A 23992-nucleotide genomic window follows, 5' to 3' on the forward strand; every position below is an offset into this window, starting at 1 on the left:
GGTGCTCCACCACGCAGGGCCCCCCGCCCCCCCCCCCCCCCACCCGCCCCCGGGGGGCGGGCGGGGGGCCCCCCCCCCCCCCCCCGGCCCTGCGGTCCTACGGACATCGAATTCCGGGTAATTCCCCGCCTCCGACCGGGGGCGGAATTCAGTACACCCAGCAATCCGTGTAGTACCCGTAGTCGTAGCAGTCCGTGTAGTAGTAGTCGTCGTAGTAGTAGTCGTCGTAGTAGTACTCGGTGTACTCCCAGTATTCATAGTCGGAGTCCCAGCCGCAGCCGCCGCCATTGCTCGCGGCCTTGGCCTCCTGGGGCGCCTGCGTGGCGACGACACCGGACTGCGCCGACGCGGGGGCTGCGAACGCGGTGGTGGGGATCAGCACGCCTCCCGCAGCGAGGGCGGCGGAAGCGGTGAAGAGCGCCAGACGTCGGGTACGAGGTGTGCGAGGCATGATCGTTCTCCTTCGTGAGTGATTTCGGAATGGAAATTCGGCGCACGGTCCGGCCGGTTTTCTCTTACGGCCGGGGCGGAATTCAACTTCCGCGGATGCCGTCCGGATGATTCCGGTGGGTTCCTGCTCCGCGTGAAGCCATGCCTCAATTAACCCCGGCCCGGCGCACCGCGTCACGCCCCTGAAATTCGGGGCTTGACAAATTCGGCACGCCCGGTTCCGATGGCGGCGCGTCCGCGTCGATCCCCGCGGGAACCGTCCCCGCACTCCCCTGCCGGCGCAGGGCGGCGTGCCCGAGTGTCACGTCAAGGCCACAGATCTCCCCGTCCCCGCCCGTCACATACATCCCAGTGGTAACTTCCACCGGCCAGTTGACCTTGCCTTTACGACATCCAGGGGGAACCGCGATGAGCACTCCGCCGCCGCCCGGCACCAACCCGTACTCCCAGCCGCCGGCACCCGGCGCCAACCCGTACTCCCAGCCGGCGCCCGGCGGCAACCCCTACTCCCAGCCCCCGCAGGCTCCTTACGGTGCCCCCGGCGGCAACCCGTACGGCGGCCCCGGCGCTCCGGCCCCCGTCCGCCGCGTGAGCGTCAAGGGCGTGTTCAGGGGCATCGTCGGCGTCCTCCTGGCCGGCTTCCTCCTCTACGGCGGCTACTCCATATGGTTCGGGGGTGCCTCGACCGCGGACGCGGGCGACTGCCTGCACGCCGGCAACGCGACGGCCACCGGCCCGATCTCCGTCGGCGATCCCAAGTTCGAGATCGTGGACTGCGGGGACTCCCAGGCCCAGTTCAAGGTCGTGGACCGGCAGTCCGGCATGAACGGTTCCTGCGACGACCAGTACAAGACCTACACCCAGGGCGGGTCCGGCAGGGACTTCACCCTCTGCCTCGAGCCGCTGAAGTAGCGGGCACCGCCGGAGCGGGCCCGCATCGGCACCACTGACGTGCCGTCAGCGTCGGCGTACCGTGGGCGGGATGCGGATCCTTCACCTGTCCGACATCCACATCGGCCCCTTCGACGCGCCGAACGCCCGCGGCGTCAACGCCAGGGAGTCGCTGCGCAGGATGCTCACCGACCTGGAGGCGGTCCCCGACGTCGGCGCCGTCGTCGTCAGCGGGGACGTCGCGGACGACGGCTCGCCGGAGGCGTACACAGCGGCGCGCGAGATGATCGGGGAGTTCGCCGCGCGCAGACGGGCCCCCGCGGTGTTCTGCACCGGCAACCACGACGAGCGCGGCGCCTTCGCCAATGTGCTGGGCAGCGGCCATGTGGGCGTCGACGGAGGCGATCTGGCGACCGCCCTCGTCGACTCCCCGCAGGGCGAGCGGGCGGCGGCGAGCGTGATCGGCGGATACCGCTTCATCACGCTCGACTCGCTCGTCCCCGGCAAGGTGTACGGCAGGGTCGGCGCCCGCCAACTGGACTGGCTCCGCGAGGTCCTGGCCGTGCCCGCCCCGCACGGCTCCGTGGTGGTCCTGCACCACCCGCCCGTCACCCTCGACGTCGAGGTCCAAAGGACCCTCGGACTGCAGAACGGTGCCGAGCTGGCGGCGGCCGTCCGCGGCACGGATGTGCGCCTCGTCCTGTGCGGCCACTTCCACCTGCAGCTCTTCGGCCACCTCGCGTCGGTCCCGGTGTGGGTGACCGCGGGGGTCCTCAGCCGTGTCGACCTCACCGCCGTGCCGCGCACCGAGCGGGCCGTACGCGGCGCCTCGGCGACCCTCGTGGACCTCGGCGGCCCGTACGCCCCGCTGTTCCACGTACTCCACGCACGCGACCCGCAGGCCGGCGAGACGGTGTACGAGCTCGACCGCGACCGGCTTCGCTCGATCATCGACCGCCTGGGGCCCGGTGCCTGATCGAGCGGTGGCCACTGCGCGGAAAGGTCGCGGGCCACCGTGTGACGGTGCCATGATCTGTGGGCGGTTCGTAGCGGCACCGAGGGGGAGCTCTGTGACACGCCTGATCAGTTTTCGGACGGCGGACGGCGGCGAAGCCGTGGTGGAGATCGGCGAGGACGAGCCGGGCGTGGTCTCGGTCTCCAGAGCCGGGGACGCCATCGCGCAGGCCACCGGCTCGCTGGAGACCGGGCTGGACCGGATCCGCGCGGTGGCCGAGACGACACTCGACCGCCTGATCTCGCTGCCCCGTCCACCGGATGAGGTAAGCGTCGAGTTCGGTGTGCGCTTCAACGCCAAGGCGGGGGCTGTCATCGCCCACACCGAAGGAGAAGGCCATCTCAAGGTCGCCATGGTGTGGCGTCGAGGGGAGTCCTGATTCCGCCGGCCCTCCTACACTGGGCGCAGCGGATGCACGGGACGACGGTGACGCTCGGGGGAGACCATCGCTGTGGGACCTGAACGAGGTCAGGTACGCGTACTGTCCACAGACGGCGAGTTATGGGGAGCCGGTGTCCTGGTGGCGCCCAAGGCTCCCGCGACGACCGGTGTCCACGTCCTGACGTGTGCCCATGTGGTCGATGCCGCCGTCGGCGGCCCTTCCGGAGGCCCCCTCCTCGTCGACCTGCCGGGCCGCGACTGGTCGGCCTCCGCCCGTCCCCTGCCCGCGGCCTGGTCGCCCGCCCCGCCGCTCGACGGCGTCGACCCGGGTGTCCCGCTCACCGACAGCGCGGATTTCGCCGTCCTCGTCCTGGACGACGACCACCCCCGCCTCCCCCGTGGTTGCGGCCCCCTGCCTCTCGCTTCCGGCACCACCCCCTACGGCCGGCACGTCGCGATCATCGGTTACCCCCGCGACGCCCCCGCCGGTCTCATCGCCACGGCTCGGCTGACCGGGGCCGGCGGGCCGTGTCCGGAGTGGGTCCAGCTGGACGGAGTGCGCACCACCGGTGCCGTGGTGCAACGCGGTTTCAGCGGCGCGGCCGTATGGGATCCGGAACCGGGCCGGGTCGTCGGTATCGTCACGGCCGCCCACACCGACCGCGCGGTGAAGGTCGCGTGGATGCTCCCGGTCGAGACCGTCATCCGCCTGTGGCCACCCCTCTCGAGCGCCGCCCGGCTCCCGGCCCCCCGCACCTGTACGCCGCCGTCACTGGCCGAGCAGTACGAACTCGCCGACGCCCTCTTGGACGTGCCGCAGATCGGCTACGACTCCGGCCGGGCGCTGCGGGACGCGCTCCCCGCGTCGGTCCGCCGCGGCATCCGCGACCACCCCTGGCCCCGCCAGCAGCTCCACGCGGTGGTCCAGGCGTGCACCGACCACCACGAAGGATGTCGGGCACTGCGCGCGGCCCTGTCCGCTCTGGGTGGGGACTCGGTGTCGGCCCGGACCGCGGCAAGCGTGCTGGAGCGGATCTGCTGCACCGGCGTGCCGGAATCGGGGGGTGGTCCATGACGGTCGCGGAACGGGTACCACCGAGATATCTGGTCGACGCGGTGGCGGAAGTCGGCTGTCTGCGGGACACGGAGATACTCCGTCAGATCGTGCACCGGCTCTGTCCGCAACTGGGACCGGCCCTGGACAGCACGGCCGGGACGTCCCAACGGGGCCTCGTCTTCAGGATCATGGAGGAACTCTCCGCCGAACCGGCCGGCATCGCGCGGTTGATCGAGACCCTGGAGATACGCGAGGGGAACTCGGTCTCGATGCGGAAGCTGAAGGTGGCCACCGCCGCCTGGGAGGTCGAGCTTCTGGACGACGAGAGCTGGGAGCGGCTCTTCGAGTTGCTGGACGGCATCCGCATCCCCGATCTCGACCGGCGGTACACCGCCTTCCTCCACACCTTGGGCCGGTTCGCGGCCCCGGTCCCCTGCACCGAACCGTGGACGGTCTTCCTGCACGCGGCGACGCTGAACGCGCGACCGGGCGATCAACTCCCCTGCTTCCAGGTGCTGCAGCAGCTTCTCGCGCTGGGCGCGGACGTCGAACGGCAGCGGCTCATCATGGACTGGGCCGAGGAGCACGATCCCTATCGGCCGGCCGCCGCCCGTCAGGAGGAGCCGGCCGCCGTGCCGGCTGAGGATGCCCCGGCGTCCGGACGTATCGACGTATGGAACCCGTCGGACTATCTGATCATCCAGCTCCGCCCGCTGCTCGACCTGGACCCCGCGTCCGGACGCGATGCCCTGCTGAGCCACTGGCTGCGCGTGTACCCGGGAGAGCGGGTCAAGGGGGAGGACTCCCGCATCAGGCTGCGCGACGCCGAGAAGGAGGTGGCCGACTTGGTCTTCGAGGCGGAGAGCGATGTGGCCCACCGCAGAACCGAGTTGGCCTTGGAGTTCGTACTCCCCCGGGATCTCCTGGACCTGAGTGTGGAACGATGGCGCAAGACTTCATTCCAAGGGGTGGGCGGTGTGCTCGGGGAGGATCACCACGTCGTCGTGCGCAGTCTCGACCGCCTCGGCCGACGCGATCTCCACGGCCGCTGGGGCCGGAGGTGGGACGCCTTCGCACACGGCCGTGCCGGTCGTGTGCACTGGTTCCCCGGGGACGGCAGATCGCATCTCCTCTCGGAGCCTCCGCCCGCGGTCGTGGTCCTCAGCGACTCCCCCACCGGCGCACGGAACGAACCGGGGGCGCGCGGAAGCCAGGACGAGCTGGTGGAAGCACTGAGAGCGGGGGTCCCTGTCGTCCTCTGGGACCGGAGAGGTCATGGCGATCGCGGTTTCCTCTCCGCCCTGCGGTCCCTGCTGGACCGCCACGATCCCCGCGGATTACCCGATGTGGTGAAGGCGTTGCGCATCGCAGCCGCGGACGGCGATCCTGAGAACGATGTGATGGTCGGCCGCCATGTCGCTCTGCTCTGGGATGATCCGAACCGGATGCCCATCGCACCCGTGGGCACATCAACGGTTCCTCCCACCGATGGGGAGGAGAGTTCGTGACTCGCCCTGACGATGACGCTGTGCCCGGTGCCGGTACGCACGACGGGCAACCGCCGCGCTGGTGGATCTACCGCGGAACCGGTCGGCCGCTGCACGACACGAGTCTGGCCGCGCTCCTGCCCCCTCCCCCTCCCTGGAGGGCCTTCGACGGCGGTCCGGTCCTCCCGCCACCGCCCGACGACGACGCCGAGATCACCCGCCGGCTCGGCGTGCACCACGCCCCGGCCCGGAGCTTCCCCGGTTTCACCGACCACGAGGCGAAGATGGTGAACACCGCTCTCCTCCTGCGCCGGCCCCTCCTGGTGTCGGGTCGTCCCGGGACGGGAAAGTCCAGCCTCGCCTATCGCATCAGCCGCGAGTTGCGCCTCGGGCGTGTCCTGCGCTGGCACATCACCAGCCGCACCACCCTCCAGCAGGGCCTCTACGAGTACGACGCGATCGGTCGTATCCAGGACACGGCGGCGCTCAGGGCGGCCGCGGGTGACGACCCTTCCGCCGAGGTCCGTTCGGCGCCGCCTGGGGTGGGCGACTACATCCAGCTCGGCCCGGTCGGGACGGCGCTCCTTCCGTACGCCGCGCCTCGGGTGCTGCTGATCGACGAGCTCGACAAGAGCGACCTCGACCTGGCCAACGATCTGCTCAGCGTCTTCGAGGAGGGCTCCTACTCGATCCCGGAACTCCTCCGGGCCCGCCGCAGGCATCCGGCGGTGAAGGTCCTGACGGACGACCCCGAGGGCGAGGCGGAGATCACCGGCGGCTCGGTCACCTGCCGCGCCTTCCCCATCGTGATCATGACCTCCAACAGCGAACGCGAGTTCCCGCCCGCGTTCCTGCGCAGGTGCCTCCTGCTCGACATGCCCGAACCCGACGAGGAGGATCTCGAGGGCATCCTCACCGCGCACTTCGGCGGTGAGGCCGCCACGCAGTGGGGTGGCGAACTGATCCCGCGGTTCCTCGAGCGGAGCCGCCAGCGCGGCGGACTCTCCAAGGACCAGTTCCTCAACTCGCTCCACCTGGCCATGTCGGATCCCGACGCCGACCCGACCGGCCCGCTCCCGGAGTTCATCGAGACGGCATGGCACCCCCTCTTCGGGACCGATCCCGGAACGAGGACCGTGTGACCGGGCGGGACGAGGGACCGTCGCCACGCCCGTCCCAACGCGAATTACTGGACGCGCTGTACCTGTCCGCGTGGCGGGACGCATCGGCTCCCTACCCGTACCTGGACTGGGGGTCCCGGCGCTCCCCGGAAACCCGTCCGTCCCCGACGGGGCGGGAGAGCGGCCCTCAGGATCCGCCCCGGGAGACTCCACGGCACGACGGAGCGCCCGAGGACAGCGGCGCCGATTCCGATGACGCGGGCCGCGGCGCCACGCAGCCCGTGGACGACGGCGAGAGGACTTCCCCGACCGCGCGGCGTGCGTCGGCGTCCGCCGACTCGGCCGAGTGGCGCCGCCGGGAAGCGGCGGGACCCGGGGCGTCCGTCCAGGCCTCCTCCTTCTGGGCAGCCACCCCCCGGTACGAGCCGGGGCCCGGCAACCGTCCGGCCTCGGCGACATCGCCCGGCGATCTCGCCCTGGCCCGGTCCCTGCGTCCGCTGCGGTTATGGCGCTCCTCTCCCGGTGCCTGGACGGTGGACGAGGCGGCCACAGCGGAACGCGCGGCGGCCGACGGGCTGTGGCTGCCGGTCTGCCACCCGGCCCGGGAGCGCAGGCTCGAACTGCTCCTGATCGTGGACGACCATCCGTCGCTCGCCCTGTGGCAGGACACCGTCCGCCGGCTCCGTCAATTGCTGGAGCAGACGGCGGCCTTCCGAACCATCACCGTCTCCCGCGTCGGCATCGCGGAGAAGGGGGCGCGCATACGCGGGCTGGGGGCCACGGCGCGCCGCAGTACACCCGGTCCCGACTGCGTGGTGCTCGTGGTCACCGACGCGGTGTCCCCGTCCTGGCGCAACGGCGACGCCGCCGCCTTCCTCTACTCGATGGCCCGATCCTCACCGACGGCCGTCCTCAGCGTGATGCCCCAGGAAGTTTGGGATGTCACCCTTCCCACGGCGGTGCGGGTGGAACTCACCGTCCCGGCCGCGGCCGCCCCGAACCGGCTCGTCCGGTCGCGCCGGATCGGCGCGAGTGCGTCGGTGCTGGGCGATCCGCCTCACCCGAACGCCACGCAGCCCCTGGCCGTGCCCCTGCTGGAACTCACCCCGGGATCCCTGGGGCGCTGGGCACGGCTGATCGCCTCCTCAGGCGGGCGTCACACCATGGCCGCACTGCTGACGGGCATCAACGGCGATCTCGAGTCCCGGACCGATCAGCGGGTCTGTCTGCAGGAGCCCTCGCAGGGCAGAGCGCGTGAGACGGTCGGCCGTTTCATGGCCAAGGCTTCGCCCACCGCATTCACACTGGCTCGCCGGCTGGCCGCCGCTCCGCTCAATCTCCCCGTCATGCGGCTGGTGCAGCGAATGCTGCCGGAGGCGAGGACCTGGAATCTCGCCGAAATCATGATGTTCGGCCTGCTGCGACGAGTCCGCGACGACTACGACGTCGAGGATGCCCAGCGGGTCTCGTTCGATTTCACGGCAGGCGTGAGACAGGAGCTCCTCGCTCTCGGGACGCGAGCGGAGACGCTGGGCGTCCTGCGCCATGTCTCCACGCATTTGGGCCCGCGACTGGCATCGGCCATCTCGGGAGGGGAAGCCCTGGTCGCCTGGCAGACCGATGCCCCCGACCCCCCTTTGACGGACCAAACAAGGCCTTTCGTCAAGCATTTGCGCACCGCGCTTTCCGCGGTGTCAGGTCCGTATCAAGCCCGCGCCGATCATTTGGACCAGTTGCTCGGCGAGGAACACCACATGAATGTGACACTAGGTGACCGATCGGATACGCTGGAGCAACGCGTGCTGCGGCCTGCCGTTGCGACGGTTCCGGATGAGTCGCCCTCGCCAGCAGTCCCAGGAGGTTCCGTGTCGTCCCCCGTGAAGCAGTCCGCAGGCCCTTTGAGCGTTCAGCCGCAGACTGCCCCGCCCAATCCGAGGCGGATCGGCGCGAACCTGCCGCTGCGCAACAGGAATTTCACGGGACGCGAGGAACAACTCACCAAGCTGCGCCAACGGCTGGCCACCGGAATAACCACCGCCGTATTGCCCGAAGCCTTGCACGGCATGGGAGGCGTAGGCAAATCCCAGATCGCCATCGAATACGTGTACCGCCATGGCAGGGATTACGAGCTCATCTGGTGGATTCCCTCCGAACAGACCAACCTGATTGTGCAATCCCTCATCGAACTCGGGGAACACATGGGATTGCGGGTGGGCGCCGACCGAAGCGCCGTACCCGCGGTCCTGGAAGCGCTTCGGGTGGGCCAACCCTACTCGAACTGGCTCCTGGTGTTCGACAACGCGGAGAACCCGCATGAGGTCCGGCAATTCTTCCCTCATGACGGTCCGGGGCGCGTCTTGGTAACTTCCCGAAACTCACAGTGGTCGACTTTGGCCAGCTCACTAGAGGTCGATGTGTTCACACGTTCGGAAAGCGTCGCGCTGATCAAGCGACGCAGTCCGCAGATTCCAGACGAGGCCGCCGACCGGCTGGCCGACGCCCTCGGCGACCTGCCGCTTGCCGTGGAACAGGCAGCCGTGTGGCTCGCCGAGACGGGAATGCCCGCCCATCAGTACCTGGACCTCTTCGAGACCAAGTGCTCGGAACTGCTGGAGCTGGCACCTCCGCCCGATTACGACCTCCCCGTGGCAGCGGCCTGGAACGTCTCCCTCGACCGCCTCCGCGAAGACCACCCGGCCGCACTGCAGTTGCTGCAGATTTGCGCCTTCTTCGCCCCCGAACCCATTTCCCGGGGGTTTTTCGAGGCAGTACGCGGAGTCAACGCTCCCGCCGCGCTGAAGGCCGCGCTGGACGACCCCATCAAGCTCTCACAGGCGGTACGGGAGATCGGCCGCTACGCCTTGGCGCGCATCGACCACCGCAATTCCACCATTCAGGTCCACCGGCTCGTGCAGCGCGTCCTCGTCGAACAGATGAACCCGCAAGAGCGGGCCGAGATGCGCCACTACGCGCACGAGATCCTCGCCAACGCCGATCCGAGGAATCCGGGACTCCCCGAGGCCTGGCCCCGCTATTCGGCACTGCTGCCGCACGTCCGGGCCACCAGGATGGTGGAATGCGAGGACGGCTGGGCCCGGCAGTTGGTCCTCAACGAAGCGCGTTTCCTCCAGGAGCGCAGTGACTACGTGGAGGCGCTGCAGGTCGCCGACGAGGCGGCGGCCATCTGGCGTCGTTCGCTGGGCGACGACCACGAGCACGTGATCGCCATCGACCAGGTGAGGGCGCTGGCCCTGCGCTGGCAGAACCGCTACACCGAGGCGTACGAACTCCAGGCCGAGTTGGTGGACCGGTGCCAGCGCGTGCTGGGCGAGCGCAACGAGACGACCCAGCGGGCGCTGAGCGTGCTGGCGATCCTGCTCCGCCTGCGGGGCGACTTCTACCGGGCCAGCGAACTGGACCAGCAGGCGTTCGAGACGACACACCGCGAACTCGGCGCCGACGACCCGGGCACCTTGCAGTCCGCCCACAACTACGCGGTCAGCCTCCGCCTCGCGGGACAATTCGCGGAGGCGTACCGACTCGACGAGGACACCTACGAACGGCGGGTCGAGGTCCTCGGAGACGACCACCTGGCGACCCTCAGCAGCCGGTACCAGATGGCCCTGGACCTCCAGGAACTCGGCCGCGGTGACGAGGCGAAGACCCTGCTGGCCAACCTCAGGGACCTGGCACTCGCACGTCTCGGCCCGGAACACGACATGACCATCCGGGCCACCCGCGAACTCTCGGTCACCCTGCGCAAACTGGGCGACCACCAGGCCGCGCTGGACCTCTCCGGCATGGCGCTGAAAGTGCTCCGCGAGAAGGCGGGCGAAAACTCGCTGGAAACGGTGCGGGCCTCGCTCAACCACGCGACCGACCTGCGCCAGACGGGCAGCCTCGACAAGGCCGCGGAGCTCGGCCGGGCCGCGATGAACAAGTGCAAGGCACTACTCGGGGCCGAACACCCCCACACGTACGCCACCGCCACCAATCTCGCGGTCACCCTGCGCCTGCTGGGCCAGGTCTCCGAGGCCCACGACCTGGACCACTCGGCGGTGGACGGCCTCAGCCGGGTGCTCAGCCCGGACCACCCCCGCACGCTCCTGGCCCGGACCAACCTGGCCAGTGACCACTTCGCCGTGGGTGAGTTCGAGGAGGCACGCACGATGGACACCGCGCTCCTGACCCTCAGCACCGAATCCCGCGGCGGCAGCCACCCCGCGACCCTGGCCGTCATGGTGAACCTGTCGTACGACCTCGAGCGCCTCGGCGAGCCCGGGGAGGCGCAGGAGCTGCACGACCGGGCACTGGCCCTGTTCCGTACCGTCCACGGGCCGGAGCACCAAGCCACCCTCGACGCGGAGAACTCCAAGCGGGCCAACTGCGACATCGACCTGCTCGGCGTCTGATGCGCTAGGCCTGGCCGCCGAGGCGGGCGCCGAGCCATTCCGCGAGTTCGTCCGGCCCCGGAGGCAGCACCTCACGGCGCAGCAGGGCGGTGTGGAGCGCCAGGACGAGTTCCGGGCGCTCCACGAGAAGGGTCCGGGGGGCTTCCGCTGCCAGGCCGATGCCGATGCAGGCCGCGACAGCGGAAGCCTCCCTGCGATAGCCGGCCGCCGCCTCTTTGTGCTCCTCGGCCACCAGGGCCGCATCGGCGCCCGAGGCCTGGGGCGTGCCCGCCGGAAGGGCGGCGCCCGCCTGGAGTTCCGCACGTACCTTCGTGAATGCGCTTCGATCCGCGAGCCGCAGGCGGGCGAGCCAGGTTCTGCCCCCTCCGCGGACCCTGGTCGGCCCGCCGGCGAGCATGCGGGCCGCGGGGAGGACCGCGGGCGGGGGCCGGCCACTGAGCCAGCGTCGGGCCAGCGCGTCGGCGCCGGACTCGTCCACCGCCAGATTCGCCGCGCGCCACGTGGCGCGCGTGTCGCGGCAGCATAATTCCGCGAGCCTCGCGGGCAGCCCCCGCACGGGCTCGTCCCACCATGCGGCGACGGATTCCGTCAGGGCGGTGACGATCCGTCCCCCGGCCTCGGTGAGCCCGACCGCGTTGTGCAGAGCGACCAGGGCCATGCGCAACTGCCACCGGTGGAGGGCGAATTCGAAGTCGGCCCGCGGGTCGCCGGCGTGTCGTCGCCGACGCCAGAACGCGGTCATGCCGGCGAACGCGTGGGCTCCGTAGAGAAGTCCGCGCAGGGGGCGCGGATCCTCCCGCCAGGGGGCGAAGTACAGGGGTTCCGGGCCCTCACGCACCGGAACGAAGAGCGGAGTCAGATCCCCGAGGGCCGTCAGCAACTGGTGCCGCGCCTCGTGGATGAGCGTGGCGGCCATGGTGGGCGCGTCGGAGGTGAACGACATGGTGATGGCCCCGTAGGCGTCCGGGACGGACGCACTGACGACCAGCAGGCCACGGGCGCCCTCGACGGGGACCACGGAGCGGACGGTGGAGGCGACCGCCCGGTGCGCCCGCGTGTCGGTGCGCCGCAGCAACTCGTACGCGCACCGGAATTGCGACCGCCATTCCTCGACCGCGGACACCGGGAGTTCCGTGGCGTCGCGCAAGGACCGGAAGTCCCGGTAGGGCGACAGATGGTCCAGCACGGTGGGCCGCGCCGACCCCGGCATCGGGAAGCCGACCTCCGGCAGCGGTGACCACCCCTCGGCCGGGGTCATGACGTCCTCGGGCATGCGCACCGAGCCGCTGTCCCCGAAGACCACCGTCCCGTCGTGGCCGCACTCCACACCGACGACGGCCCAGTCCCCCCGTCCCACGCTCCCGGTGAGGCCGAGGGACGGCAGCCACAGCCGCCCGCCGCGCGCGGGGACCCGCAGCGTGCAGCGCATACCGGCCCGGATCGCGGCAGCCGCGGCCAGGGAACCCAGCATCGTCGCGCCCGCCCATGACGGGGCGTCCGATGGGGCGGCGACCACGCCGTGTGCGAGCTGCCGCAGCAGTTGGAACGCCCAGGCGCCCACGGCCGGGTCCTCGAGCACCGCCTCGACGGCATGCGGATCGCGTCGCTGTGCGGTACCGAGCAACGCCCACGCGGCGGCGGGACGGGTCGGAGGAGTCCCGTGCGGCCATCCGCCCTCGGGATGTCCGGCAAGCTCGAGGATCGCCTTGAGCGCCAGGAGCAGGCGGCTTCGCTGAGCTGACCGCAGCAGGGCGATGTCCGCCTCGCTCAGGTCGCCGACGGCGACTCCGACGAGCGTCTTCCGGTGGATCCGATAGGCGTCAGGTGTGATCAAAAGTCACGGACGGACGCAGAAGGCCCTTCATCGGGCGCCGCCGCACATGGCCGCCATGCTGCCCTCGCACAACGGAGCAGCGATATGGGCCACTTGGCCCTGCAGTACCGCGAGCGCGCGGGGGAGGCCGCGCACCTCGTCGAACTCGTCCAAGGATATGCCCGACAGGTCGATGAGTGCTGACTGCAGGCTCTCGGCACTTCCCTCCGTGTACGTCATGCCCCCATGGTGACCGAAGCGTGTCCTCTGGGGAAGACCCACTTGCCACGGCCCCGGAACGAGGCGCCTCGCGTCACCCGGAGGCCTCTGCTTCACCTCACGGCGCTGTGCGTCGTGTTCTCGTGTCGGCGGAGCATCGCGGTCGTTTCGTGGCGGGCGGCGGGCGGTGGTCCGTGCCATCGCCCGCCGCCGGCACCGGTCAGGGGTTGACGAGGACCTTGCTGATCAGGGGGAGGTGGTCGGAGGCCGTCGGGTCGGCCTGCACGACGCGCGTGACGAGCGGGGTGACGCGCTTGGTGGTGTAGATGGCGTCGATCCGCTCGGTCGGGGCCTCGGCGGGGTAGGTCGCCCCGTCACCGCGCCCGTGCAGGGACGTGGCCCAGGCGTCCGTGTAGGAGGTCTGCAGCGGCTGGGACTCCGGCGCGGCCGGCAGCGCGTTGAAGTCCCCGACGAGGATGGCCGGCTTGGTCTTGCCTATCAGATCGACGATCTGCGGGGTCTGCTCCAGCCGGTCGGTCTGCGAACTGGCGGCCAGGTGCGTGTTGTAGACGTGCACGTCCTTGCCGTGGACGTCGATCGTGGCGTGCAGCAGCCCCCGCTGCTCCTGCCCGGGCGACTTGAACAGCCAGGTGTTGTCGGACGCGGTGATCGGGTAGCGGGACAGGATCGCGGTGCCGTACTGGATCCGGTGCCCGCCGGGGGTGGGGGGCTCCTTGTCGATGTTGGCGCCGAACACCACGTGGTAGCCGAGCGACTTCGCCAGTTCCGCGGCCTGGTCGGCCCAGTCGCTGCGCGCGGAGTAGTGGTTGTCGACCTCCTGCAGCCCGACCACGTCGGCGCCGCTCCTGCGCACCACGTCCGCGACGCGCTGGACGTCGAGCACGTCGTCGGTGCCCTGGGCGTGGTGGATGTTGAACGTCATCACGTCGAGCACCCGGGGACCCGGCGCGTCGGCGGCCGAGGCGTGGCCGATCCCGGTGGCCGTGGCGGTGCCGGTGAGCGCGACAACGGCGGCGAGAGCGGACAGGCTGCGTCGCAGCATGACGGATCCTCCTGTGGTACGGGTGCCCAGAACGTTCACGATCATGGTCCGGCCCCCTGGCGGGCGCGTGACCCGCAGATGAAGAACGCCTCCCCTCCCGGTGTCCGAAGCCGGACGTCACCCGACACCCCCACTCCGGGGGCGCGTTGGGCCACTTCCACCTGTACCGCCGTCCGCCGGCCCGATCCACGGCGGAGTCCCGCACACCGGCCGGAGTTGACCCTCGAGTTGGTGGAGGGGCCAGAGTGCTCGGTGTGGAGAGTGAGATGCGCAGCATCGGGGAGATGGCCCGGGACAGCGGACTGAGCGTGAGCGCGCTGCGGTTCTACGACGGTGCCGGTGTGCTGGTCCCGGCCTGGGTGGACCCCGTGAGCGGCTACCGCTGGTACGGCCCCGAGCAACTCGACGACGCCCGGCTGCTGGCGCGGCTGCGGCGGGCCGGCATGCCGCTGGCGGACATCCGGCTGGTACTGGCCGGCTGGTCCGGCGAGGACACCGCCCTGGTGCGCAAGCTCCTTCAGGCGCACCTGCGCCGTCTCGAACGGGGCCTGTCCGATGCCCGTATGGAGTTCTCCGCGATCCGAGCGCTACTCGAACGCAGGGAGATCCCCATGGCCTTGTCCCCCACCGCCGGCGCCGTCCGGTCGACCGTCTCCGCGCCCGAGCTCGCCGCGGCGCTGGACGCGGTCCGCTTCGCGGCCGGTGCCGACCCCGAGCTGCCGATGCTCGGCGGAGTCCTGTTCGACATCGAGGGCGGGACGCTCCACGTCGTGGCCACCGACCGGTACCGGATGGCGGTCGCGCAGGCCGGCGTCACCGGCCACGGCGGGCCCCGTACGCAGGTCATCGTGCCGTCCCCGCTCGCCGACGCCATGCGGGCGCTGCTGATCGACGACGCGGACGTCCTGTTCACCGTGGACGGGGACCGCGTGGCCCTGGAGGCGGGGGACCGTCAGGTGGCGGGCCGGTGCCTCGCCCACGACTTCCCCGACTACCGCCGCCTCCTCCGCCTGCCGGCAGGGAGGCGTGTGCGGGTCGAGGTCCCGGCCTTCCGGACGGCGCTGGAAACGGGCCCCGTCCGCGCCGGCGAGGTGCGCGAGCAGGACGGCGTGCCCGGCGACATCAGCGTGCTCAGGGTCGCGGACGACGGCACGGTGCTCGTCTGCGAGGACGGGGACGACCGCCAGGGCGCCGTCGCCGTCGCCGTCAATCGCGCGTTCCTGCTGGACGCCCTCGCCGCCGGAGCCCGGGACCGGCTGATCCTGGAGTTCGGCGCCCCGACGGCGCCCCTGGCGATCCGCCGGACCGACACCGAGGACGTCTTCTCGCTCCTGATGCCCGTCCGTCTGGAGGACTGACCGGACATGGACCGGACGCGGACCGGGGTGTCCCGGCACCCGGGCCCCCGCGACGTACACCACCGCGGTGCCGGGGTACTCCGGTACCGGAGACGACGCACGGGTGAGCCGGAGGACCGCCACGCCCGCCCGGGCGGAACGAGCGACCGGGGACCACACGCGGCACACGGCGGGGTACGGCCGGCACGTCACCGGGACGGCGCAGTGCGGCGGGGCCGCCCCTCACGGGACGGGCCCCCGGCGCGGAGGGGGGCATCGCAGGTCAGCGCGAGCCGCGGCCTCGCACCCGGTCGGGCGCGCACCACTCCCCCGTTCGCCCCGAATATCACGAATGGGTAGATTCCCATGGAGTCGCCCGCGGCGTGGCCGCACCTCTGGCCTCCCGTCGCGAGCCCCCGAACGCGCGCCCGGATGGACGGGAGGCGGTCACCCGCCCGTCCTTCCGGCCGGACAACAAGACCTTCGGCCCGAGGTGGCCGCCGAGGAACGGTGAGACCGACTATGGCCACTGACACACCCATGCAGCTCGGCATGATCGGCCTCGGCCGGATGGGCGCCAATCTCGTACGCCGCCTCATGCGCGACGGCCATCACTGCGTCGTGCACGACCTCAATCGCGACGCCGTACTGGAGTTGGAGAAGGAGGGGGCGACGGCCACCGGCTCCCTCCGGGACTTCGTGGAGAAGCTGGAACCGCCCCGGAATGTGTGGCTGATGGTCCCGGCGGGGGTGGTGCAGTCAACGCTCGACGAGCTGACCGCCCTGCTGGAACCCGACGACACCGTCATCGACGGCGGCAACTCGTACTACCGCGACGACATGGCGCGCGCCCGGCAGCTCGCCCCGCGGCGGATCCACTACGTCGACTGCGGCACGTCCGGTGGCGTCTGGGGGCTCGACCGCGGCTACTGCCTCATGATCGGCGGCGAGGACGAGCCGGTGGCGCGGCTGGACCCGATCTTCCGCACCATCGCCCCCGGCCGCGGGAACGTCGAACCCACGCCCGGCAGGACCCGGACCGACGGGACCGCGCCGGAGGGCTACCTCCACTGCGGGCCGAGCGGCGCCGGCCACTTCGTGAAGATGGTCCACAACGGGGTGGAGTACGGGATGATGGCCGCCATCGCCGAAGGCCTCAGCATCATCCGGCACGCGGACGCGGGCCTGGGCCGCAGGGCCGTCGACGCCGAGACCGCGCCACTGCGCGAGCCCGAGGCGTACCAGTACGAGATCGACGTGGCCGAGGTCGCCGAGGTGTGGCGGCGCGGCTCCGTGATCGGCTCCTGGCTGGTCGACCTCGTCGCCGACGCGCTCGCCCGCTCACCGCAACTGGACCAGTTCACCGGCCGGGTCTCGGACTCCGGCGAGGGCCGCTGGACGGTCCAGGCGGCGATCGACGAGAGCGTGCCCGCCCCCGTCATCAGCGCCTCACTGGCCGAGCGGTACGCGTCGCGGGGACTCGGCGAGTTCGGCGACAAGGTGCTGTCGGCGATGCGCGGCGAGTTCGGCGGCCACGCCGAGAAGAGCGGGTGAAGGCGCCATGGCCCACCGTTCCCCCTCGCCGAGTCACGGTCCGGTCCCCGACGACCATGTGGTCGTGCTGTTCGGTGCGACCGGTGACCTCGCCCGCCGCAAGCTGCTGCCCGGACTGTTCCACCTGGCCAAGGCGGGGCTGCTGCCGGCCCGCTACCGGATCGTCGGCTCGGCGCCGGCGCAGAGCGCGCTGAGCGACGAGGACTTCCGCAAGCACGCGCGGGAGGCGGTCGCCGAATTCGGCCGGTCGAAGCCCGAGGGCCGCGCGTGGCAGGAGTTCGAGGCCGCGCTGTCGTTCGGCGCGTGCGATGCCGGCGCCGCCGAGCCGCTGCTCGCGGCCGTACGGGAGGCCGAGCAGGCCATCGGGGGCAGCCCGCGGCGCCTGTTCCACCTCGCGGTGCCGCCGAGCGCCTTCGCCTCCGTGGTGGAGATCCTCGGGGAGACCGGCCTCGCCGAAGGCGCCCGGGTGATCGTGGAGAAGCCCTTCGGCACGGACCTCGCCTCGGCCCGCGCGCTCAACGCGTCGGTCCACGCCGTCTTCGACGAGTCGCAGGTGTTCCGCATCGACCACTTCCTCGGCAAGGAGTCGGTCGACAACATCCTCGCCCTCCGTTTCGCCAACGGCCTCTTCGAGCCGATCTGGAACCGCGACCACATCAGTCATGTGCAGATCGACGTGCCGGAGAGCATCAGCATCGAGGGCCGCGCGCAGTTCTTCGAGGGCACCGGCACCTTCCGCGACATGATCGTCACGCATCTCTTCCAGATCCTGGGATTCCTCGCCATGGAGCCGCCCACAGCGCTTGAGGCACGGTCCCTGCGGGACGAGAAGGAGAAGGTCTTCGAGTCGCTGCAGCCCGTCGACCCGGCCCATGTCGTGCGCGGGCAGTACGAGGGATACCGCGCCGAGCCGGGCGTGGATCCCCGGTCGGACACCGAGACCTTCGTGGCGCTGCGCGTCGGGATCGACAACTGGCGCTGGGCCGGGGTGCCCTTCTACCTGCGCTCCGGCAAGTCCCTCAGCGAGGCGCGGCACGTCGTGACCCTCGGCTTCCGCGAACCGGCCCTGCGCATGTTCCCGCTGGCCGCACGGGGCCGTGCCGGGGCCCGGAGCAACGCGCTGGTGATCGACTTCGACGATCCCGGCCGGATCACCACCCGCTTCCTGGTGAAGGAACCGGGCCCCGCCATGTGCCTGAGCACGGCGGAGATGGTCTTCAGCTACGCCGACTCCTTCAACGCGATGCACGCGCTGGAGGGCTACGAACGCCTCCTGCTGGACGCAATGCTGGGCGACCAGTCGCTGTTCACCCGCTCCGACGGCATCGAGCGCCTGTGGGAGGCGTCGACCCCCCTGCTGGAGAACCCGCCCCCGGTCGAGCCGTACGCCCCGGGCTCCTGGGGCCCGGACAGCGTCCGCCGGCTGATCGCGCCGTACCACTGGAGCCTGCCCCATCACACGTGACCGGCGGGCGGTCGGCTGCCCGGGGTGCGGAAGACGGAGGCCGGAGGCCGGGCCTCGGCAGACGGCCGCGGCGGGCATCACCGGCGGGAATCCCGCCCCGGCCAGGGGGGTGGACTCCCCGTGGCCGAGGGCGGCGGTGCGGTCGGTCACGGCCACCCGTCAGGGGCCGCCATCGCTGTCGGCGCGCGCACCCACCGTGGCCCCGACGGCGCCATCCTGGGTCCCGTACGCGGTGCGGCACGGGACCTTCGACGCTGTACGCCGTGGCCTGGACCTGCTGCCCGCCGAGCGCCGGGAGGACCAGCTGACGTGAGGGATGCGAGCGGCACAGGCCGCTGGCACCCCTGTCCACCGGCGACCCTGTCAGTCCGCCAAGGGAGCCGTCAGGTTCCCGATCCGCGTGACCGCCCAGCGCACCATGATCACCGTCACCATGCCGCTCGCCACGACAGCGGTGACGATCGAGGCGGCCGAGCCGGAATGCAGCGCGGTCAGGAACGGGACGACCAGCGCGACCACCACCGCCAGCGCACCGGCGCCGTACCAGGCCAGGAACAGCGCCGGGCCCATGCTGCCCGCAGGGGACTGGGCCGACGACATCAGCAGGTGGTGCTTGGTCGCCCCCCGGCAGGCGTTGACCAGCGAAGCGCCCACCAGCGGCGGCACCAGGGCCGGTGCCAGCCACGCGCGGGCCCCCGCGCCTTCCCCGGCCAGCACCCCCGCCGCCACCAGCGCGCCCACCAGCCCCAGCACGACGGGCACCGCCGTGTGCCGCAGCATCAGGCCCCGGTAGGGATACGGCGCCCACGACCCGCGCCGCGTGTCGTCGGTCTCCACCCGGGCCGGCTCCAGCAGCTGGGTCAGCGACCAGTAGCCGAAGACCAGTGAGGCCAGCGCCGCCGTCACGCCCGTCCCGCCGTGCGCCGAGGCCGCCAGCACCGCGCCCAGCACCGCCAGTACCCCCAGCACGACCGCCCGGCCCAGCCGGCCCGGCGTCCGCAGCAGCGCGAGCGCGTCCCGCCACGGCACCGCCAGTTCCGCCCAACGGGGCGCCGGCAACCGCCATCGCGTCGACCGGCCCCCGCCGGTGACCCCGGCCACCGCCTGCCGCGCGGTACGGAACTCCACCGTGCGCAGCGCGGCCATCACCCCGGTCGCGGTCCGCGAACGCCGCCGTACCGCGGACAGCGCCAGCGACCCGGTGAAGCGGTGTGCCGCGGCCAGCGCGCCGGCCACCACCACCGCCAGCAGGACGCCCGCGGCCCAGCCACCCGGTAGCGCGGCCGGTGTGGGGGCCAGCGCGGCCAGCCCGGCCCAGCCCCACGGCCCGGACCACAGCTCCACCCGTTCCAGTCCCGGCAGCCGGTGTCCGCCGACCGCCAGCACGGTCTGCGCCACCAGCGCCAGCACCGCCATAGCGACGTACGGCGTGGCCAGCCGGGCCCAGCGGGCCACTCGCTCGCTGCCTTCCACCGCGGTGGCCAGCGCGATCGCCAGCAGCGGCAGACCGATGCCGCCCAGCAGACACCAGCCGAACGCGGCCGGCAGCCCCACACCGACCGTCAGGCCCAGCGCGACCATGCCGATCGCCGCGACGAGCAGCCCGGCTCCGCCGGCGATCGCGGCCGAGCCCCAGAACCACGGCCGCAGCACCCGGGCGACGCTCACCGGCTGGGCCAGCATCCAGTCCACGGTCTCGCGCGGCGGCACCACCGGCCCGCGCCACTGGGCGTCCCAGACGGCGATCAGCAGCCATCCCAGCCCCAGCGCGCAGGACCCGGCCGGCAGCGCGGCCAGGATCGCCGGTCCGTGGCCGGAGTAGTCGGCGCCCATCGACTTCTCGAGAAACAGCCCGAGGCTCGGCAGTCCTCCCCACACCGCGAGGAGCAGCGCGACGCAGTACACGGCGTAGGCGATCTGGCCGGTCCTCTTGCGGCGGTGCGGGGTGCGCAGGTCACGGACCAGCCGCAGCGTCTCCCGCGTCCAGTCGTCGGCGTCGGACCAGGCCGCGGCGTGCTCCCCGGTCTCGTCGGTCTCCTCGGCGAGGGTGGTCACCGGGCACCGTCCGGGTTCTCGGCGTTCTCGGCCAGCCAGGTCAGTCCGTCGGTCCCGGTGGCGAGCACCTTGTCCGGGTGGCCGTCGGCCACCACCTTGCCGTCGCGGAGGACCAGTACCCGGTCAGCGACCGCACGGGCCAGTTCTCCGTGGTGTGTCACCAGCAGCACTCCGACGCCGTCCGCGGTCTCCTTCTTGATCAGGTCCACCAGCTGCCGCCGCGCGCCGGGGTCCAGTCGCTGTTCCGGCTCGTCCAGCAGCAGCAGGTCGCGCGGCCGGACCATGGCCGAAGCCAGCAGCAGCGACTGGAGCTGCCCGGAGGACAGTGCCCCGGGCAGCGCGTCGGCGTGTTCGGTCAGCTTCCGCTCGGCCAGTACGTGGCCGATCCAGTCGCCGGCGTCCTCCACGCCGTGGGCCACCGCCACCAGCTGCAGGTGCTCGCGCACGGTGAGGTCGGGGTAACAGGCCGCGGTGTCGCCGACCACCGCCACCCGGGCCCGGACGGCCGGGTCGTTCTCGTTCATCGGCTTGCCGTCGAACTTCACGGTGCCGGTGCTCGGCTTGTCCCGTCCGGCGGCTATGCGCAGCAGTGTCGATTTGCCCGAGCCGTTGTGGCCGAGCAGCGCCACGCACTTCCCGGACCGCAGTCGCAGATTCATGGTGGCCAGCGCGGTGCGCTTGCCGTAGACCCGGCTGACGCCGCTGAGCTCGAGCAATGGTGGTGCACCCATGTCGCCGGGCCTCTCGTCGAACACGATCGCTGTCCCCGCTCCGGCCTCGGGACGACGGCCCGGAGCGGCCCGGCCATTGTCCATGCTTTGTCCGACCGGGGGCCATCGGCCCTGGGTGTCCTTGGTCCACTCCGCGTGGAGGGCGCCGGCGGGTCCGTTGGTGGGAGGTCGCGGTCCGTGGAGACCAGGTGGCCGGCGTGCCACCTCACCATTGGAGCCTCGCGAGCCGGTCCGAGGGCATCAGCGCCTCACCGCTCGTGGGCTTGCGTCGTGCCAGGGCCGACGGCGCGCGGGTGCCGGTCCCCGCGGCCCCCCCCATCGGGATCAGAGCGCGCGGGACTGCCCGGACGGCTTGGGCGCGAGGTCGGCGAGCAGGGTGTCCAGTACCGCCTCCTCCTCCACGCGGACGCCGTGCTCGGCCGGGGCTTCGGCGAGTGGCGGATCCCACGGGGAGGCTGCCGGGAAGCCCGTGTGGGGCGCTCCGCGGTCCGTGACGGCGTCGCGGTGGTCGGCGGCGGTGTAGCGGCGGGGAGTCCACGGGACGCGGGTCGGCAGCGCGGCGGCAGTCCGGTCCACGAGATGGGGTCGGAACCCTGGCCGAAGGGCCAGTCGCTTGCCATGATCCGGTCATGAGCGACAGTGAGGACGCCGTCTACGAAGCACGCCACGGATTCGACCGCCGCACCTCGGGAGTCCTGGCCGTGGCGGTGCTGTTCAGCGCGGTGCTGTTGATGCCCGGAACCGGTACTCCCCTGTTCCTGCGCATCGCCGGCACAGTCCTGTTCACCGGGGGTGGCTCGGTGATGGCCGCGGGCGCTCTGACGCGCAAAGTGGCGTTCCGCGTCGACGGAACGGGCGTACTTCTCGGTGGATCCCCCCTCCGCTACCGGGCCACCACCGTCCACATCCCGTGGGAGGACATCACGGAGGTGGTGCTGTGGCGGCAGCGCGTGCCGAACGCCTCGATTCCCTGGGTCGGCGTCCGCCGCCGTGACGGCGCGCCGTCGCTGCCGGGACCCGGTCGGGGCTCCATCACCCGGGCCGTGGGCGGAGCTCTGGTACCCGTGCCGTTCGAGGTCCTGCAGTCGTCCCGTGCGGTCAGCGGCTGGCGGCTTGACAGGCAGCGCCTCGCCGACGCTGTCGCGCACTTCGCGCCGGGCCTCCGGATCGTCGACGGCCATTGAGGCAGGGATCCTTTCGTGCAGGGGGTTCGATGGCGATGGGGTCGTCGCCGGTGGATCCTTCCGGCGGACGCGCGTGGGTCTTGGCCAGGGGCCGGTCCCGGACGTCGGCCCCAGCCGAGCACGGCGGTGTGCGAGGGGGCCCGGCCGCAGGCCCCCTGTCCCCCTTGCTCGTTCCGGCTCAGCCGCAGACGTCATCCGTTCTGCTGCCCGGCGGGGCCAGAGCCTTCGCCCCCGGTGAGAGGCCGCGCCCCGCCACGGTGCACAGCCTCTCCAGCCACTGCTCCGCGTCGAGTTCGAGGACGTAACCTTACGACCCGTCAACCACGCCCATGGACGCGCCGTCCTCGGTCAGATCGGCGGTCGCGCCGTACCCGGGGGCGAAGTCGTAGCTCTGGGTGCCGCTGCGGACGTCCCAGGTGGTGTACTCGTTCGACGTGCTCTGGGTGCTCAGGGTGGACTTCGAGGTGAAGGCACCAAGCCATTGGACGCCGCGGTACGTCAGCGGCTCGAGCCACTTGTCCTCGCCCCGCGGTGGCCTTCTTTGCCGTCAGCGAGCCGGCGGGAAGACGCAAGACGAGGCGGCGGCTGCCCCAGTTCGCGTAGTACAGATGGGCGTCGTAGAACTGCTCGACGAGTTTGGTCGTATCGCCGCGAAAGCCGCCCCACTGGTACTCGTTGACGAAGCGGGTGGAGGTGATGTCGGCGCGAGTGCAACGTGGTGCGCTGGGGGCACGCGCTCAAATCCGCCGACAACAGTCTGCTGCACTTCGCCGACGGCAGCAGTGCGACGTATGACCTGCTGGTCGGCGCGGACGGCGCGCAGTCCCGGGTCCGCGCTGCTCACCGACGCCCGGCCGGCGCAGATCGGCCAGAACGTCGCCGAGGTCGGCATTCCCGACATCGACCGCACGCACCCCGACCTCGCGGCGACGGTCGGGCGCGGCAACTACTGTGTGCGGCAACGGACTGTTTCTGGCGGGACAGCGCAACGTCGACGAACGCGTTCGCATCGGCCTCGGCTTCCATGACACCGCCGAGGACTGGTTCGCCACCAGCGGGGCAGGTTCATGCGATGACCGGCTTCGGCGGTGATGCGGGACGGCCGCCTGACAAAGGGAACAGCGCAGGGCGGGCCGCGGCCCGCCCCGTCGCCGGCTCCGATGGCCCTGGGGCGTCAGTCGAAGCAGCCGGTTTTCGCCCCGTCCGTCTCGGAGCCGACCTCTATCTCGAATCCGGAGCCCGAATCGAACTCCGGCCCGGCCTCGTAGCCGTGCTCGATCTTCAGCTGGCGGGCGGTGGTGAACTGCACGGTCAGCAGGAGGGCGTCGCCGTCCCCGCCTTTGGTGAAGCACAGTCCCGCCGTTGTTTCGGGGGTGTCCTGGCCCGGAGGGGCGGACTGCAGGTGCCAGCCGTCCGCCTTGGCGGTGGTGCGGTAGAAGTCCACGACCTTCTGCCGGGAGCCGGCGAAGGCGTAGATGCGTTCGGCGTACAGCCAGGCGTCGCCGCTGTCGTCGAGGCAGCCCGCGTCCACTGAGGCCAGGTCGTTGGGAACGGTCGCCCCCTCCGGGGCGGACTGCAGGATCGGCTGGGAGCGCAGTTCCTTCACGCGTGTCGCCGTGTCGTTACAGGTGTTGAACGGGGAGAGCGCGGAGCAGCCGGTCAGGCCGGCGGCGAACAGGGCGGTGGCCAGGAGCAGTGCGCCGGGCAGGGCGAGCGGCCTGGTGGGGTGCGTCCGGGGCGGCATGGGGTCTCCCGAG

Annotated in this window: 19 protein-coding genes and 1 pseudogene; 12 read left to right on the forward strand and 8 right to left on the reverse strand. The window is 71.6% G+C overall.

Translation table 11 applies throughout. The features are described from left to right. Positions 1-148 precede the first annotated feature (148 nt). Positions 149-451, reverse strand: coding sequence for a hypothetical protein (locus AB0F62_RS13115; protein ID WP_361796464.1), 303 nt, complete (start codon positions 449-451; stop codon positions 149-151). Between the two features lie 407 nt (positions 452-858). Here AB0F62_RS13115 and AB0F62_RS13120 point away from each other — a divergent pair, with 407 nt between their 5' ends. The 7 genes from AB0F62_RS13120 to fxsT all read left to right on the forward strand — a co-directional run bounded on the left by AB0F62_RS13120 (position 859) and on the right by fxsT (position 10814). Continuing rightward, on the forward strand, positions 859-1362 hold the full coding sequence (locus AB0F62_RS13120) for a hypothetical protein (protein ID WP_361796467.1): 504 nt from the start codon (positions 859-861) through the stop codon (positions 1360-1362). A 70-nt stretch (positions 1363-1432) separates the two neighbouring features. Beyond that, on the forward strand, positions 1433-2317 hold the full coding sequence (locus tag AB0F62_RS13125; protein WP_361796470.1) for a metallophosphoesterase: 885 nt from the start codon (positions 1433-1435) through the stop codon (positions 2315-2317). 94 nt (positions 2318-2411) lie between these two features. Next, the gene (locus AB0F62_RS13130) at positions 2412-2735 is read left to right on the forward strand and encodes a CU044_2847 family protein (RefSeq protein WP_361796473.1); all 324 of its coding nucleotides are present in this window, start codon (positions 2412-2414) and stop codon (positions 2733-2735) included. A gap of 72 nt (positions 2736-2807) precedes the next feature. Next, positions 2808-3812, forward strand: a complete 1005-nt coding sequence (locus tag AB0F62_RS13135; protein ID WP_361796476.1) for a trypsin-like peptidase domain-containing protein — start codon at positions 2808-2810, stop codon at positions 3810-3812. Next, positions 3809-5302, forward strand: a complete 1494-nt coding sequence (locus AB0F62_RS13140) for a hypothetical protein (RefSeq protein ID WP_361796479.1) — start codon at positions 3809-3811, stop codon at positions 5300-5302. The genes AB0F62_RS13135 and AB0F62_RS13140 overlap by 4 nt, the downstream gene beginning before the upstream one ends. Before the next feature lie 20 nt (positions 5303-5322). After that, positions 5323-6423 (forward strand): MoxR family ATPase, encoded by a 1101-nt coding sequence (locus AB0F62_RS13145; protein WP_361796673.1) that lies wholly within the window; start codon positions 5323-5325, stop codon positions 6421-6423. Next, a complete protein-coding gene (gene fxsT, locus AB0F62_RS13150; RefSeq protein WP_361796482.1) occupies positions 6378-10814 on the forward strand; it encodes an FxSxx-COOH system tetratricopeptide repeat protein in 4437 nt (1478 codons plus the stop codon). The genes AB0F62_RS13145 and fxsT overlap by 46 nt, the downstream gene beginning before the upstream one ends. A 4-nt stretch (positions 10815-10818) precedes the next feature. Here the strand turns inward: fxsT and AB0F62_RS13155 are convergent, their stop codons facing one another. The 3 genes from AB0F62_RS13155 to AB0F62_RS13165 all read right to left on the reverse strand — a co-directional run bounded on the left by AB0F62_RS13155 (position 10819) and on the right by AB0F62_RS13165 (position 13909). Then, entirely contained in the window at positions 10819-12648 is a 1830-nt protein-coding gene (locus AB0F62_RS13155) for an HEXXH motif domain-containing protein (protein ID WP_361796485.1), read from the reverse strand. Between the two features lie 27 nt (positions 12649-12675). Beyond that, on the reverse strand, positions 12676-12867 hold the full coding sequence (locus tag AB0F62_RS13160; protein ID WP_361796488.1) for a hypothetical protein: 192 nt from the start codon (positions 12865-12867) through the stop codon (positions 12676-12678). Between the two features lie 199 nt (positions 12868-13066). Continuing rightward, on the reverse strand, positions 13067-13909 hold the full coding sequence (locus AB0F62_RS13165; protein WP_361796491.1) for an endonuclease/exonuclease/phosphatase family protein: 843 nt from the start codon (positions 13907-13909) through the stop codon (positions 13067-13069). Between the two features lie 266 nt (positions 13910-14175). Here AB0F62_RS13165 and AB0F62_RS13170 point away from each other — a divergent pair, with 266 nt between their 5' ends. From AB0F62_RS13170 to zwf, 3 genes are all read left to right on the forward strand, one after another. Continuing rightward, the gene (locus tag AB0F62_RS13170; protein ID WP_361796494.1) at positions 14176-15267 is read left to right on the forward strand and encodes a MerR family transcriptional regulator; all 1092 of its coding nucleotides are present in this window, start codon (positions 14176-14178) and stop codon (positions 15265-15267) included. A 519-nt stretch (positions 15268-15786) separates the two neighbouring features. Further along, a complete protein-coding gene (gene gnd / locus AB0F62_RS13175; RefSeq protein WP_361796676.1) occupies positions 15787-16800 on the forward strand; it encodes a phosphogluconate dehydrogenase (NAD(+)-dependent, decarboxylating) in 1014 nt (337 codons plus the stop codon). Positions 16801-16807: 7 nt separating this feature from the next. Next, a complete protein-coding gene (gene zwf, locus AB0F62_RS13180; RefSeq protein WP_361796497.1) occupies positions 16808-18265 on the forward strand; it encodes a glucose-6-phosphate dehydrogenase in 1458 nt (485 codons plus the stop codon). Between the two features lie 363 nt (positions 18266-18628). Here zwf and AB0F62_RS13185 read toward each other — a convergent pair whose 3' ends face one another. The 3 genes from AB0F62_RS13185 to AB0F62_RS13195 form a co-directional block, all read right to left on the reverse strand. Next, positions 18629-20320: a hypothetical protein gene (locus tag AB0F62_RS13185; RefSeq protein ID WP_361796500.1), complete on the reverse strand. Its 1692-nt coding sequence runs from the start codon at positions 20318-20320 to the stop codon at positions 18629-18631. Further along, the gene (locus AB0F62_RS13190; protein ID WP_361796679.1) at positions 20317-21051 is read right to left on the reverse strand and encodes an ABC transporter ATP-binding protein; all 735 of its coding nucleotides are present in this window, start codon (positions 21049-21051) and stop codon (positions 20317-20319) included. The genes AB0F62_RS13185 and AB0F62_RS13190 overlap by 4 nt, the downstream gene beginning before the upstream one ends. A 324-nt stretch (positions 21052-21375) precedes the next feature. After that, positions 21376-21627: a DUF2399 domain-containing protein gene (locus AB0F62_RS13195; protein ID WP_361796503.1), complete on the reverse strand. Its 252-nt coding sequence runs from the start codon at positions 21625-21627 to the stop codon at positions 21376-21378. 53 nt (positions 21628-21680) lie between these two features. Here AB0F62_RS13195 and AB0F62_RS13200 point away from each other — a divergent pair, with 53 nt between their 5' ends. Then, positions 21681-22235, forward strand: a complete 555-nt coding sequence (locus tag AB0F62_RS13200) for a hypothetical protein (RefSeq protein ID WP_361796506.1) — start codon at positions 21681-21683, stop codon at positions 22233-22235. A gap of 718 nt (positions 22236-22953) precedes the next feature. Further along, positions 22954-23294, forward strand: a pseudogene (locus AB0F62_RS13205) (FAD-dependent monooxygenase); the annotation flags it as partial. Between the two features lie 115 nt (positions 23295-23409). Here AB0F62_RS13205 and AB0F62_RS13210 read toward each other — a convergent pair. After that, positions 23410-23979 carry a hypothetical protein gene (locus tag AB0F62_RS13210; protein ID WP_361796509.1) on the reverse strand — a complete coding sequence of 190 codons (570 nt, stop codon included), beginning with the start codon at positions 23977-23979 and terminating at the stop codon, positions 23410-23412. Between the last annotated feature and the right edge of the window lie 13 nt (positions 23980-23992).

It is taken from the genome of Streptomyces sp. NPDC026673 (assembly GCF_040638135.1).
GTDB lineage: Bacteria > Actinomycetota > Actinomycetes > Streptomycetales > Streptomycetaceae > Actinacidiphila.